We start from the raw sequence: 13,809 nt of genomic DNA, 5'->3' as shown, positions 1-13,809 counted from the left end.
CTGTTCAAAAAGAGGTCTACAGTCAGTGCTGTCAGCAGTTGAACACGTTCAAGGGGGCTGAGGGCAATGGACCTCACCGTGGTCGCGTACGTCATCTACCTGCTCATCAGCATCGGACTCACCGTCTGGGTGGCCCGCACGCTCAGCCGCAACGGCCGCGTCTTCATCGGGGACGTCCTCCAGGGCAACGAGAAGCTCGCGGACGCCGTCAACCAGCTCCTGGTGGTCGGCTTCTACCTCGTCAACATCGGCTTCGTGACCCTCTACCTGCGCTCGGCCGAGGAGATCGTCGCGGCCCGCGGACTCTTCGAGGCGCTGTCGGTCAAGCTCGGAGTCGTGCTCCTGGTCCTCGGCGTCATGCACCTCGGCAACGTCTGGGTCCTGAACAAGATGCGCCGCCGGGGCATCATGGAGCGCCAGCAGACCCCGCCGGTCGCCCCCCAGGGGTGGACCATGCCCGCCGGGGCCTGATCGCCGTGGCCAGGACCGCGATCCGGCACCTGACGGTGCTCTACGACGCGAACTGCCCGCTCTGCGCGCACATCCGGAACTGGCTGCTCGGCCAGCGGTGGCTCGTACCGCTCCGGCTCATCCCCGCCGCGTCCTTCGAGGCGCAGCGGCGCTACCCGCGGCTCGACCACGCCTCGACGCTGAAGGAGATCACCGTCATCGGCGACTCCGGGCAGATCTGGACCGGGACCGACGCCTTCATCGTCTGCCTGTGGGCGCTGGCCGAGCACCGGCCGAAGGCCAACTGGCTGGCCACCCCGGCCGGCCGGCCCTTCGCCAGGGCGGCCATGTACACCGCCTCCACCTGGCGCGAGGCCGTACGGACCGGTTCCCCGGCGAACGACGGGGAACCGGCCTGTGACGACCAGTGTTCCGCGCCCCGATAGGCTCGTACCGTGACTGATCAGAAGGCTCCCAAGAGCGAGCAGACCCGCACGCTCATTCTCGAAACCGCGCTCCGTCTCTTCCAGGAGCGCGGCTTCGACAAGACGACGATGCGCGGGATCGCCAAGGAGGCCGGAGTATCGGTCGGCAACGCCTACTACTACTTCGAGTCCAAGGAACACCTGGTCCAGGGGTTCTACGACCGGATCGGCGCCGCCCACCTGGCGGCGGTCCGGCCGATCCTGGACAACGAGACCGATCTGCAGAAGCGGCTCGCGGGCGTCCTGACCAGCTGGCTGGACATCGCGGCGCCGTACCACGAGTTCGCCTCGCAGTTCTTCAAGAACGCGGCGGACCCGGAGAGCCCGCTCAGCCCGTTCTCCCCGGAGTCGGAGGCGGCCCGCGAGCAGGCGATCGACATGCACCGCGAGGTGCTGGCGGGGGCGAAGACCAAGGTGCCGGCCGAGCTGGCCGACGTACTGCCCGAGCTGATGTGGCTCTCGCAGATGGGCCTGGTCCTCTACTGGGTCTTCGACCGCTCCCCGGACAGCGAGAAGACCCGGCGGCTCGCCCAGCGCGGCGCGCAGCTGACGACGCGGGGCATCATCCTGGCCCGGTTCCGGGTGCTGCGGCCGCTGGTGCGGGAAGTGCACGAGCTGTTCACGGACTTCCTGCCGGGCATGGCCCAGACGGCCGTGTCCCGGCCGGGCCGCAAGCGGGCCTCCGACCCGGACGCGGGGCCGGAGGAGGGCCCGGAGGAGTAGAGCGGTCAGAGAGGGAAGGCCCGGAGCGGTTCCGGGCCCCCCGTCCTACAGCCAGCTGAGCTCCCACAGCCGCCACACGCCCGTGCCGTCCGAGAGGTACTGGGCGCCCGCGACGGCCTCGCGGGACATCACGTAGTCCTTCTTCTGCCAGATCGGCAGCATCGGGACCTGCTGCGCCACCAGCTTCTGCAGGGCGCGGAAGTCTTCGGCGGCGGCGCCGCGGTCCGAGAAGGACTGGGTGCGGGTGATGAGGGCGTCGACGGCCTGGTCGGAGAAGCCGTTGTTCATCGAGCTGTCGGCGCCGACGAGCGGGGCGAGGAAGTTGTCCGCGTCCGGGAAGTCGGCGATCCAGCCGATGGTGTAGGCATCGAACTCGCCCGCCGCGTAGGCCTTCTGGAAGTCGCTCCACTTCTCGACCGGCTTGACGGTGATCTGGAAGAGGCCGGTGGACTCCAGCTGCGCCTTCAGCTCCTCGGCCTCGGCGATGTTCGCGCCGCGCTCGTTGGAGCCGAGGGTGATCGCGACCGGGGTGGTGATCCCGGCGTCCTTCAGGAGCTTCTTCGCGGTGAGCCCGTTCGGCGAGGGCCAGGCGTCGAAGAACGGCGTGCTGTGGGCGGCGATGCCCGCCGGGACGAGCGAGTAGAGCGGGGTGACGGTGCCCTTGTAGACCTCGCTCGCGACCTTGGCCCGGTCCAGGACGGCGGCGACGGCCTGGCGGACGGCGGGCTGGGCCACCGGGGAGCCGGGGCGGAGGTTGAACACCATGCTGCGGGTCTCCGTACCGCCCGAGGCCTGGTACCGGGTGTCCTCCAGGCCCGGGTTCAGGGCGGCGAGGACCGCCGGGGGCATGTCGCGGTGGGCGACCTCGATCCCGCGGTCGGTCCAGGCGTGCTCCAGCTGCGCGGAGTCCTTGAAGTACTTCACGGTGACCGCGCTCTTGGAGACCTTGCCCTGGCCCTTGTACGAGCTGTTGGGCTTGAGCTCGGCGCTCGCGCCGGCCGTGTAGCCGGCGAGGGTGAAGGGGCCGGAACCGTCGACCTTCTCCTCCTCGCGCAGGGCCTTGGCCGGGTACTTCTCCTTGTCCACGATCGAGGCGGCGCCCGTCGCGATCTTGAACGGGAAGGTGGAGTCCCCGGCGGAGAGGGTGAAGGTGACGGTGCGGCCCTCGGCCTTGACCGACTCCAGGGTGTTGAACAGCGGCGCCGGGCCCTGGTCGGAGTTGATCGCCTTGATCCGGTCGAAGGAGTACTTGACGTCCTCGGCGGTGATCGCGCGGCCGGAGGAGAACTTCAGGTCGGCACGCAGCTCGCACTGATAGGTGGTGAGCTGGTCGCCGACGAAGTTGCAGGCCGAGGCCGCGTCGGGCACCGGGGTGTCGGCGCCGGGCTTGATGGTCAGCAGCGACTGGTAGACGTTGCTGAACAGCGCCCAGGAACCCGCGTCGTACGCGCCCGCCGGGTCGAGGGAGGAGACCACGTCGCTCGTGCCGACGCGGATCGGCTCGCCACCGCCGGCCACCTGGGGCAGCAACTGCCAGGTGGCGACGCCGGCGACGCCGAGGACCAGCCCGGCCGCGATGACTTTCGAGCGGACAGACCGCAACATCCTTGACTCCACCCCACGTGGGCGCACACCGAAGTGCGCGACCAGTTATCCGATTATCGGTCATCCCATCATGGAATTTCGGCCGCGGGAAGGCCGATTTGGGGCGTGGCGTTGGAGGTTAGGGCGGTTCAGGCCTGATATGAGGCGAGTTCGACGACTGTGATGTCCGACGGAGCTCCGACCCGCACCGGCGGCCCCCAGGCGCCCGCGCCGCGCGAGACGTACAGCTGGGTGTCCCCGTAGCGCTCCAGCCCGGCGACGGTCGGGTTGGCGAGCTCGGCGACGTACTCGCCGGGCCAGAGCTGCCCTCCGTGCGTGTGGCCGGACAGCTGGAGGTCCGCCCCGTACCGGACCGCCTCGTCGATGACCACCGGCTGGTGGGCGAGGAGTACGGCGCTGCGCGCGCGGTCCCGGTCGCCGAGGGCCGCCTGGAAGTCCGGGCCCTTGCCCTCGGCCTCGCCCGCGATGTCGTTGACCCCGGCGAGGTCGAAGTGCGGGAGCTCGCGGCGGGCGTTCTCCAGGGGGGTGAGGCCCAGCTCGCGGACGTGGTCCACCCACTGCTGGGCGCCGGAGAAGTACTCGTGGTTGCCGGTGACGAAGTACGAGCCGTGGCGCGCGCGGAGGCCGCGCAGCGGTTCGGCGGCGGGGCCGAGGTCCTCGACGTCGCCGTCGACCATGTCGCCCACGATGGCGATGAGGTCCGGCTGCGTGCGGTTGATCGTGTCGACGATCCGGGTGGTGTGGGCGCGGCCCAGGATCGGGCCGAGGTGGATGTCGCTGACGACGGCGATGCGGAAGCCGTGGGCCGCGCGGGGGAGCTTCGCCAGGGGGACCTGGACCCGCTTGACGCGGGGGCCGCGGAGGACTCCGTACGTGCCGTAGCCGACGGTGCCGGCCGTTGCGGCGGCGGCCGTGCCGGCGACGATGCGGGCGAAGCGTCTGCGGCTGACGCCGGACGGGGTGGGGGCCCCTGCCGGGGTGCCCCCCGCGGGGTTGACCCCTGCCGGGGTGGCCTCCGACTGCTCGGCCGCTGCCGGGTCGGTCGGGGCCTGCCCTGACGGGGCCTCGGGGGCGGCGGTGGCTGCGAGGGTGGCCTGCGGCGCTGTTCCCCTACCCGCCCCTTCCCGAAGCTGGGGCTCCGCCCCAGACCCCGCTCCGGCCGCGCCTTCGGCGGCCGGGTGGGGCTGCGCCCCCGGCCCCGCTGCGGCCGCGCCTTCGGCGGCCGGGTGGGGCTGCGCCCCCGGCCCCGCGGTGTCCGGGCCCGGGCCCGGGCCGTGCGTGGTCCTGTTCAACCGGCGGAGCCATACCGCTCTGATGGGTTCGGCCACCAGCATGGCCAGGGAGAGGTACATGAGGACGGCGAGCCACATGTAGCCCGGCCAGGCGACCGTGCGCTCCAGCCAGAAGGGGGCTCCCGCGCGGTGCGCGACGAGGGCGGTCACGGCCAGGAGCGGGAGCGCGAAGGCCAGGGCGGTGCCGACGCGGCGGATTCCGGAGCCGGCGGCGGCGGTGGTGTCGCGGACCAGGCGGATCCAGAGCCAGCGGTGCACCAGGACCAGGAGGGTCAGGACCAACAGGGCCACGACCGAGAAGATGAGGACCCTCACTTGCCCGCCTCCGTACGTGATTCGCGCCGCAGCGCCCGCACCCCGCGCAACCCGATCACTCCGACGGCCGTCCCCAGGAGAAAGGACGCCACTGCCAGGAGAAGGTGGACCCAGAAGTACCCGGTCGGGTCCCCCGCGTCGTCGAAGGCCAGACCGCTGCCGTCCTTCCACAGGTTCCGGACGAAAGACACCCAGATGAACCAGCTCCACACCCCGAAGGCGAGCAGGAACCAGGAAGCGGCGCGGCTGAGTTTCATGAGCTCAGTATCGGATTCGTCCCCAGGACGGACGCGCCGGGGTGGGCTGTCCCGGCGGTGGTTGTGGCAAGTTGGCCGGTCCGTGACGCTAAGCACACGATCGGGATGTACTTTCACCTGCGTGTCTGCCAAGAAGACCGCACTGACGGTCCTATCCGCCGCACTGCCCGCCCTGCTGGTGCCGGCGCTGCTGGTCTCGCCCGCGCACGCCGCGCCGAGCCCGCCGCCGCCCGCGGACGGGAAGGGGCAGCCCCCCAAGGCTCCCGCGCCGCCCGCCTCGATGTCCTCGATCGGCGGCGCGTCGCTCGGGCAGCCCGGTACACAGGTCAACCTGCTGCCCGGCGCGCCCGCCCTGCCCACGAGCCTGACGGGCCGTTCGTGGATCGTGGCCGACGCCGAGACCGGCGAGGTCCTCGCCGCGCACAACGCGCACTGGCGGCTCCCCCCGGCCTCGACCATGAAGATGCTCTTCGCCGACACCGTGCTGCCGAGTCTGCCCAAGGAGCAGGTCCACAAGGTCACCGACCAGGACCTGGACGGGGTCGGCTCCGGCTCCAGCCTGGTGGGCATCAAGGAGGACCTCGAATACACCGTCCACGACCTGTGGCTCGGGGTCTTTCTGAAGTCCGGGAACGATGCCGTGCATGTACTTTCGGCCATGAATGGCGGCATCGAGAAGACCGTCAAGGACATGCAGGCGCACGCCGAGGAGCTCCAGGCCCTGGACACGCACGTGGTGTCCCCGGACGGGTACGACGCTCCGGGCCAGGTCTCCAGCGCCTACGACCTCACCCTCATCGCCCGCTCCGGCCTGCAGAAGCAGGACTTCCGGGAGTACTGCGGCACGGCCGTCGCGAAGTTCCCCGGCAAGCAGGAACCCGGGAAGCCGCGCGAGAGCTTCGAGATCCAGAACTCCAACCGGCTGATGACCGGTGCCGGCGGGCTCTCCCCCTACAAGGGGATCGCCGGGGTGAAGAACGGCAACACCTCGATGGCCGGCGCCACCTTCACCGGCGCCGCCCAGCGCGGCGACAAGAAGCTGCTGGTCACCGTGATGAACCCGGACAGCCCGGGTGCCAACCCCGTGTACGAGCAGACCGCCGACCTCCTCGACTGGGGATTCGCGGCGAGCGGGAAGGTCAAGCCGGTGGGCGAGCTGGTGCCGCCGAAGAGCGCGGACACCACCTCCCACGGCTCTCCGGCCCAGTCCCACGAGAACAACCCGTCGGCGTCCGGTACGGACTCCGGCGGCGGGATCGGTACCGCCTTCGGCGTGGCGGGCGGGGTGCTGGCCGCGGTGGCCGGCGGGGCCTACGTGGTCAACCGGCGCTGGCCGCGGGGCCGCGGCCGCCGGGCTCGCGGCCAGGTGTAGCGGAGCCGGGGGCGGCGGGCTCCGGAGCGGCTCCGTGCTCCGGAGCGGCTCCGTGCTCCGGGTCCTCCACGCCGTCCCCGTCGGCATCGTCGCGGCTCGCGGTCCACGCCGCGCAGAACAGCAGCAGCTTCGCCGTGAGGTTGATCCAGATCAGCAGCGCGATCGGCACGCCGAAGGCCCCGTACATGCTCTTCGTGGCGACCTCCCGCATGTAGCCGCTGAGCAGCAGCTTCAGCAGTTCGAAGCCGGCCGCGCCGAGGAGGGCGGCCTCGATCAGGCGGCGGCGGGGCGGTTCGACGCCCGGGAGCAGGGTCAGTACGTAGAGCAGGATCAGGAAGGCGGCCAGCACTCCGACGAGGAAGGCCCCGCCCCGCAGCAGGCCGCCGCCCGCGCCCTGGTGCGGTACGCCGAGCCAGTCCCCGGCCTTGCCGACGGCGCTGGAGCCGAAGATCGAGGCGGCCGCCGAGCAGAGGCCGACGCCGCCGAGGCCGATGAGGACGAGCGCGTCCTTGCCCTTGCGGACGAAGGGGTTGCCCTCGTCCTCGTCGTCCTTCTCCCACACCGCCCGCAGGCAGTCGCGCATCGAGCCGATCCAGCCGATGCCGGTGAAGAGCAGGACGGCGGCGGCGATCAGGCCGACCGTGCTCGCGTTCGCGACGAGGGCGTTGATGTCGAGCTGCTCGGAGATCCCGGGGACCTGTTCGGCGAGGTTCTTCTGGAGCTTGTCGAGCTGGTCCTGGGTGAGCAGTCCGGCGCCGATCGCGGCGGCCACCGTGATCAGCGGGAAGAGGGCGAGGAAGCTGATGAAGGTGATGGCTGCGGCGAGCCGGCTCCAGTGCGCGCGGTCGAGCCGCTGGTACGAACGCCACAGGTGGGTCCGCATCAGCGCGGACACCAGCGGCCCGATCAGCGGGAGTTTCGTCAGCCAGTCCATACGGTCACCGTAAATGAGCTGCCGGAAATAGCCGGGATTGCCGCTTTCGGGGACTACGGTCGTCGATTGTGACTTTTCGCCCGACGGCTCGGCCGTTCCATGCCCTGGTCCTGCGAAGGATCGGTTTCCGGTTCCGGTTCCTGCGTCAGGAACGGCGTACGGTCGCCTCGCCCGCGGCGGCCGCCGCACTGCTGTCCGTCACCGAGCCGAGCTGCGCCGGCACGGCGCTCGCCCCACCGCCCGCCCCGCTGCCGAACGGATACTCCCGCAGCTTGCGCCAGACCCCGTCCGAGCCCTGCTCGTAGAGGGCGAACCCGGAGCAGACCCACTCCGCCGCGTAATCGGCGAGGGTGCTGAACGCCAGGTCCATCGCCTCCTCGGAGATCCCGTGGGCGACCGTGACGTGCGGGTGGTACGGGAAGGAGAGCTCCCGGCTGAGCGGCCCCTCGGGGTCGCGGACCTGGCCCTGCAGCCGGGTGCAGCCGGGCCCGCCCTCGACGACCTGGACGAAGACCACCGGCGAGAGCGGACGGAAGGTGCCCGTGCCGGCCAGCCGCATCACGAAGGAGCGGCCGGCGGCCGCGACCTCCGCCAGGTGGGCGCGGATCGCGGGCAGCCGCTCCGCGGCCACCTCCGTCGGCGGCACGAGCGTGACGTGCGTGGGAATGCCGTGCGCGGCGGCGTCCCCGAAGCCGGCGCGCAGCTCCTGAAGGCTGCTGCCGTACGGCTCCGGGACCGCGATCGAAACGCCGAGCGTTACGGTCCCCACGTAGCTCTCCTCCGCCTGTAGTCCTGTGCGTGGTCTGTGCTCCGCGTGTGCGTCGCACGAGTGCTGCCGCCCCAGTGTGGCGGCAGCACCCCCCAGATCGCCAGGGCCCTCTTTCTCTTCGGTGCCCGTCAGTGCTTCGCGGGGAGGAAACCGAGGTGGTCGTAGGCCTGCGCCAGGGTCTCGGCGGCGACCGCCCTGGCCTTCTCCGCGCCCTTGGCCAGCAGGGAATCCAGGGTCTCCGGATCGTCCAGGTACTCCTGGGTGCGCTGCTTGAAGGGTGTGACGAAATCGACCATCACGCCGGCCAGGTCGGTCTTGAGCGCGCCGTAGCCCTTGCCCTCGTACGCGGCCTCCAGCGCGGGGATCGACTCCCCCGTGAGGGTGGAGTAGATCGTGAGCAGGTTGCTGACGCCGGGCTTGTTCTCGGTGTCGAAGCGGACCACGGCCTCGGTGTCGGTGACCGCGCTCTTGATCTTCTTCTCGGTGGCCTTGGGCTCGTCGAGGAGGTTGATCAGGCCCTTGGGGGACGACGCCGACTTCGACATCTTGATCGCCGGGTCCTGGAGGTCGTAGATCTTCGCGACCTCCTTGACGATGTGCGCGGCGGGGAGGGTGAAGGTCTGGCCGAAGCGCTGGTTGAAGCGCTCGGCGAGGTCGCGGGTCAGCTCGATGTGCTGGCGCTGGTCCTCGCCGACGGGGACCGAGTTCGCCTGGTAGAGCAGGATGTCGGCGACCTGGAGGATCGGGTACGTGAACAGGCCGACGGTGGCGTTGTTGGCGCCGCTCTTCGCGGACTTGTCCTTGAACTGGGTCATCCGGCTGGCCTCGCCGAAACCGGTGATGCAGTTCATGACCCAGCCGAGCTGCGCGTGCTCGGGCACGTGGCTCTGGATGAAGAGCGTGCAGCGCTCGGGGTCGAGACCGGCGGCGAGGAGCTGCGCGGCGGACAGCCGGGTATTGGCGCGGAGATCCTTCGGATCCTGCGGCATGGTGATCGCGTGCAGGTCGACGACCATGTAGAAGGCGTCGTGCGTCTCCTGGAGGGCGACGTACTGCCGGATGGCTCCGAGGTAGTTCCCGAGGTGGAACGAACCGGAGGTGGGCTGGATGCCGGAGAGCGCGCGAGGACGATCAGAAGCCATGGCCCCATTCTCTCAGGTGCGGCACCGGGCTCGGCGCCGCCGCTGGCCGGAACCGGGCGGGTCCCCGCGGGGCCGCCCGGCCCCCGCCCGGGTACCCGGCGGTAGCGCCCCGTCCGGATCTTGCCTCGGCCGAGCGACCGCTTTCCCTCCTCCCGGCACCGACCGACCACCGCTGCGCGCAGCCGGGGTCAGCGCCGGGCGTGGGCGTGCCCGCGCGGCGCCGTTCCCGGGGGCCAGCCCCCGGACCCCCGCTCCTCAAACGCCGGAGGGGCTGGATCAACCCAGCCTCGCCGGCGTTTGAGGCGCGGGGTCTGGGGCGGAGCCCCAGGGGGGTCCGGGGCGGAGCCCCGGGGAACGGTGGAAGGGCGGGTAGGGGACAGCCCCCGCAGGGGCGAGCCGGTCCCCCGCTCCCGGGCAGGGGCAGCCCCGCCAGGGAGATGCCCCCGACCCCGGGCAGGGCGGCCCCGCCGGGGAGTAGCCTCCGGCCCGGGCGGGGCGGGCCCGCCGGGGAGCAGACTCCGACCCGGGCGGGTCAGGACTGCGGGAGGCCCGGGGCCGGGAAGGCGGACATGAGGGCGGCGACCTCCGCGCGAATCGCGCCGAGGGCGGCTTCGTCACCCTTGGCGGCCGCCGCAACGGCCCCCGCGATCCAGTCGGCGACCACCGGCATGTGGGAGACGGACAACCCCCGCGACGTCAGCGACGGCGTACCGATCCGGATGCCCGACGGGTCGAACGGCTTGCGCGGGTCGAACGGCACCGTGTTGTAGTTCACGACGATCCCCGCCCGGTCCAGCGCCTTCGCCGCGATCTTGCCGGACACCGACTTCCCCGTGAGGTCGATCAGGATCAGGTGGTTGTCCGTACCGCCCGAGACGAGGTCGAAGCCCCGCTCCAGCAGCGCCGCGGCCAGCGCCTTCGCGTTGGCGACCACCGCGTGCGCGTACGACACGAAGGAGGGCTGCGCCGCCTCGTGGAGGGCGACCGCGATGCCGGCCGTCGTCTGGTTGTGCGGGCCGCCCTGGAGGCCGGGGAAGACCGCCTTGTCGATGGCCTTCGCGTGCTCCTCGCGGCACATCAGCATCGCGCCGCGCGGACCGCGCAGGGTCTTGTGCGTGGTCGTCGAGATGACGTCCACGTGACCCGCCGGGGAGGGGTGCGCCCCGCCCGCGATCAGGCCGGCGATGTGCGCGACGTCGGCGACCAGGACCGAGCCCGCCTCCTTCGCGATCGAGGCGAAGGCCTCGAAGTCGATGGTGCGCGGGAGCGCCGTACCGCCGCAGAAGATCAGCTTGGGCCGCTCCGCGAGCGCGAGGTCCCGTACCGCGTCGTAGTCGATCAGGCCCGTCTCCGCCTGGACCCCGTACTGCACGCCCCGGAACCAGGAGCCCGTCGCCGAGACCCCCCAGCCGTGCGTGAGGTGCCCGCCCATCGGCAGCGCCATGCCCATCACGGTGTCGCCGGGCTTCGCGAAGGCCAGGTAGACGGCGAGGTTGGCGGGCGAGCCGGAGTACGGCTGCACGTTGGCGTGGTCGACGCCGAAGAGGCCCTTCGCCCGCTCGACGGCCAGCGCCTCGACGCGGTCGATGTTCTGCTGGCCCTCGTAGTAGCGGCGGCCCGGGTAGCCCTCGCTGTACTTGTTCTGCAGCACCGTGCCGGAGGCCTCCAGTACGGCCGCGGACACGTAGTTCTCGCTCGGGATGAGGCGGAGGGTCTCGGCCTGGAGGGTTTCCTCGGCGGCCACGAAGGACGCCAGCTCGGGGTCGGTCGCGAGCAGGGCGGGGTGGCGGTACGGGTGGTGGTGGTTCGCGCTCATGGCGGCTCCTCCGGGGTCGATGTCTGGTCTCGTCCCCGCGAGGCCCAGGCGAGCGGCCCTGAATGCGGTCGTGCGCGCGCGGTTCCCCCGGAGTTGGTTCTCCGTGCGCCAGTCGCCGTGCGTGTCCGACACCCTAGCGGGCGCGCCGCGAGAAAGGTTTCTCCGTCCGGTATTCGAGCGAGGATGGAAAGTGACGCCACCCTCGTCACCGGCTTGACGGACGATCGGAGACCCCGTGTCGACAACTGCTGATGCCATCCGCTCCGCCGACGCGCACAGCGCGCACAACTACCACCCCCTGCCCGTCGTCGTCGCCACCGCGGAGGGCGCGTGGATGACCGACGTGGAGGGCCGCCGCTACCTCGACATGCTCGCGGGCTACTCCGCCCTGAACTTCGGCCACGGCAACCGCCGGCTGCTCGACGCCGCCCGCGCCCAGCTGGAGCGGGTCACCCTCACCTCCCGCGCCTTCCACCACGACCGCTTCGCGGACTTCTGTACCGAGCTCGCGGCGCTGTGCGGCAAGGAAGCCGTCCTGCCCATGAACACCGGCGCGGAGGCCGTGGAGACGGCGGTGAAGACCGCCCGCAAGTGGGGGTACGAGGTCAAGGGCGTACCGGACGGCCACGCCAAGATCGTGGTGGCGGCCGACAACTTCCACGGCCGGACCACGACCATCGTGTCCTTCTCCACCGACCACGAGGCCCGCGACCACTTCGGCCCGTACACCCCCGGCTTCGAGATCGTCCCGTACGGGGACCTCACCGCCCTCGCCCACGCCGTCACCTCCAACACCGTCGCCGTGCTGCTGGAGCCGATCCAGGGCGAGGCCGGCGTGCTCGTGCCGCCCGCCGGATACCTGAAGGGCGTTCGGGAACTGACGCGCGAGCGGAACGTCCTGTTCATGGCCGACGAGATCCAGTCGGGCCTGGGCCGCACCGGCAGGACCTTCGCGTGCGAGCACGAGGGGGTCGTTCCCGACGTGTACATCCTCGGCAAGGCGCTCGGCGGCGGGGTCGTGCCCGTGTCGGCGGTGGTGGCCGACCTGGACGTGCTCGGCGTGTTCAGGCCGGGCGAGCACGGCTCCACCTTCGGCGGCAACCCGCTGGCCTGCGCCGTCGCCCTGGAGGTCGTCGCGATGCTGCGCACCGGCGAGTACCAGCGGCGCGCCACCGAGCTCGGCGACCACCTGCACCGGGAGCTGAACCTGCTGGTGGGCGGCGGCGCGGTGACCGCCGTACGGGGCCGCGGGCTGTGGGCGGGCGTGGACATCGACCCGGCGCGCGGCACCGGCCGGGAGATCTCCGAGAAGCTGATGGAGCTCGGGGTGCTGGTCAAGGACACCCACGGCTCGACCATCCGGATCGCGCCGCCGCTGGTGATCTCCAAGGAGGACCTGGACTGGGGGCTGGACCAGCTCAGGTCGGTCCTCGGCGCCTAGCCGTCATCGCAAGGCTCAGAGGATGACGTGGGGCAGGAAGCGGGCGTACTCGTCCGTGACCGGCCCCGCCGATTCGCGGATGCCGAGGCCCGCCGACTCGTCCTCCACGACCCACGCGCCGAGCACCACCCGGTTGCCGTCGAAGTCGGGCAGCGGGGCGAGGCCCTGGAAGACGTACGTCTCGTCCTGCTCCGGTACGAACGGCTCGCCGCCGACCGGGTGCAGGGTGACGCCCGCTCCCTCGCGGCCCAGCAGCGGCTTCGCCGCGAAGCCGGTGGTGGTGGCGAGTTCGCGCGGACCGTCCAGGTAGGCGGGCAGCAGGTTCGGGTGCTCCGGGAAGAGCTCCCACAGGACCGCCAGCAGCGCCTTGTTGGAGAGCAGCATCTTCCACAGCGGCTCGATCCAGGCGGTGGTGCCGGAGCCGCCGCCGTGGTCGTACGTGCCGAGGACCTGCGGGGCGAACTCGTCGGTGGCCAGCCACTCCCACGGGTAGAGCTTGAAGATCGCGCGGATGAAGCCGAGCTTCTCGTCCACGAACCGGCCGGACAAGGCGTCCCAGCCGATCCGCTCCACCGACAGCTCCCGCGTGTCGAGGCCGGCCTGCTCGGCGGTCTCCTGGAGGTAGGCGACCGTCATCAGGTCCTCGCCGAGCTCGTCGGTCTCGGAGTGCGCGAAGTGGACCGGGCCGGGCGGCAGCAGCTCCGCCTGACGGCGCCAGGCGTCGACGAGCCGCTCGTGGAGGGAGTTCCACTGGTCGGCGCCGGGGAAGCGCTCCTCCATCCAGAACCACTGCGGGCTGGCCGCCTCCACGAGGGAGGTGGGGGTGTCGGCGTTGTACTCCAGCAGCTTGGCGGGGCTGCCGGTGCCTTCGTAGCGCAGGTCGAAGCGGCCGTAGAGCGAGGGCTGTTCGGCGCGGCGCCGCCAGGACTCGGCGATCAGCGCGGCGAGCTTCGGGTCGGTGATGCCGAGGTCGGCGAAGCGGTCGTGGTCGACGATGTGCTGGGCCGCCGCCAGGCACATGGCGTGCAGCTCCTCGACGACGTTCTCCAGCGCCTCCACCTCGGGGAGGGTGAAGGAGTAGTACGCGCTCTCGTCCCAGTAGGGGCGCAGGGAGTCGTCGGGGTAGCGGGTCAGGGGGTAGATCAGCCCCTGCTCCTCGACGGTCTTCTGCCAGTCGGGGCGGGGCTCGATGGTGTGGCGCTCCATGC

13 protein-coding genes are annotated in these 13,809 nt (G+C 71.3%); 5 read left to right on the top strand and 8 right to left on the bottom strand.

Annotation, left to right across the window (positions count from 1 at the left end):
• Positions 1–66 precede the first annotated feature (66 nt).
• Genes NLX94_RS11210 through NLX94_RS11200 form a run of 3 tightly spaced genes read left to right on the top strand, consistent with a single transcriptional unit; the run spans position 67 to position 1,658 of the window.
• A complete protein-coding gene (locus NLX94_RS11210; protein WP_254382512.1) occupies positions 67–471 on the top strand; it encodes a hypothetical protein in 405 nt (134 codons plus the stop codon).
• Positions 447–896, top strand: coding sequence for a DCC1-like thiol-disulfide oxidoreductase family protein (locus NLX94_RS11205; RefSeq protein WP_254382511.1), 450 nt, complete (start codon positions 447–449; stop codon positions 894–896). Before NLX94_RS11210 ends, NLX94_RS11205 begins: the two co-directional genes overlap by 25 nt.
• 9 nt (positions 897–905) lie before the next feature.
• Complete coding sequence (locus NLX94_RS11200; RefSeq protein WP_254382510.1) at positions 906–1,658, top strand: TetR family transcriptional regulator; 753 nt, start codon at positions 906–908, stop codon at positions 1,656–1,658.
• Between the two features lie 45 nt (positions 1,659–1,703).
• Here NLX94_RS11200 and NLX94_RS11195 read toward each other — a convergent pair whose 3' ends face one another.
• The 3 genes from NLX94_RS11195 to NLX94_RS11185 form a co-directional block, all read right to left on the bottom strand.
• A complete protein-coding gene (locus NLX94_RS11195; protein ID WP_254382894.1) occupies positions 1,704–3,260 on the bottom strand; it encodes an ABC transporter substrate-binding protein in 1,557 nt (518 codons plus the stop codon).
• Between the two features lie 131 nt (positions 3,261–3,391).
• Complete coding sequence (locus NLX94_RS11190; RefSeq protein ID WP_254382509.1) at positions 3,392–4,870, bottom strand: metallophosphoesterase; 1,479 nt, start codon at positions 4,868–4,870, stop codon at positions 3,392–3,394.
• Positions 4,867–5,127 (bottom strand): SCO4848 family membrane protein, encoded by a 261-nt coding sequence (locus tag NLX94_RS11185; RefSeq protein WP_254382508.1) that lies wholly within the window; start codon positions 5,125–5,127, stop codon positions 4,867–4,869. Before NLX94_RS11185 ends, NLX94_RS11190 begins: the two co-directional genes overlap by 4 nt.
• Positions 5,128–5,248: 121 nt before the next feature.
• Here NLX94_RS11185 and NLX94_RS11180 point away from each other — a divergent pair, with 121 nt between their 5' ends.
• Entirely contained in the window at positions 5,249–6,499 is a 1,251-nt protein-coding gene (locus NLX94_RS11180; RefSeq protein WP_308402412.1) for a D-alanyl-D-alanine carboxypeptidase, read from the top strand.
• On the opposite strand, the gene NLX94_RS11175 is transcribed toward NLX94_RS11180, so the two are convergent.
• From NLX94_RS11175 to glyA, 4 genes are all read right to left on the bottom strand, one after another.
• The gene (locus NLX94_RS11175; RefSeq protein ID WP_254382506.1) at positions 6,447–7,433 is read right to left on the bottom strand and encodes a YihY/virulence factor BrkB family protein; all 987 of its coding nucleotides are present in this window, start codon (positions 7,431–7,433) and stop codon (positions 6,447–6,449) included. The genes NLX94_RS11180 and NLX94_RS11175 overlap by 53 nt on opposite strands.
• A gap of 145 nt (positions 7,434–7,578) precedes the next feature.
• Complete coding sequence (locus tag NLX94_RS11170) at positions 7,579–8,202, bottom strand: 2'-5' RNA ligase family protein (RefSeq protein ID WP_254382505.1); 624 nt, start codon at positions 8,200–8,202, stop codon at positions 7,579–7,581.
• 128 nt (positions 8,203–8,330) lie between these two features.
• On the bottom strand, positions 8,331–9,344 hold the full coding sequence (gene trpS, locus NLX94_RS11165) for a tryptophan--tRNA ligase (protein WP_254382504.1): 1,014 nt from the start codon (positions 9,342–9,344) through the stop codon (positions 8,331–8,333).
• Between the two features lie 532 nt (positions 9,345–9,876).
• On the bottom strand, positions 9,877–11,160 hold the full coding sequence (gene glyA / locus NLX94_RS11160) for a serine hydroxymethyltransferase (RefSeq protein WP_254382503.1): 1,284 nt from the start codon (positions 11,158–11,160) through the stop codon (positions 9,877–9,879).
• Positions 11,161–11,395: 235 nt separating this feature from the next.
• On the opposite strand from glyA, the gene rocD reads away from it, so the two are divergent.
• The gene (gene rocD / locus NLX94_RS11155; RefSeq protein ID WP_254382502.1) at positions 11,396–12,601 is read left to right on the top strand and encodes an ornithine--oxo-acid transaminase; all 1,206 of its coding nucleotides are present in this window, start codon (positions 11,396–11,398) and stop codon (positions 12,599–12,601) included.
• A gap of 15 nt (positions 12,602–12,616) precedes the next feature.
• On the opposite strand, the gene NLX94_RS11150 is transcribed toward rocD, so the two are convergent.
• Complete coding sequence (locus tag NLX94_RS11150) at positions 12,617–13,807, bottom strand: glutathionylspermidine synthase family protein (protein ID WP_254382501.1); 1,191 nt, start codon at positions 13,805–13,807, stop codon at positions 12,617–12,619.
• Between the last annotated feature and the right edge of the window lie 2 nt (positions 13,808–13,809).

Origin of the sequence: Streptomyces sp. TBY4 (assembly GCF_024213195.1) — a bacterium.
Lineage (GTDB): Bacteria > Actinomycetota > Actinomycetes > Streptomycetales > Streptomycetaceae > Streptomyces.
Note: the sequence above shows the minus strand (reverse complement) of the source record. Positions and strands in the feature narration are given on the sequence as shown.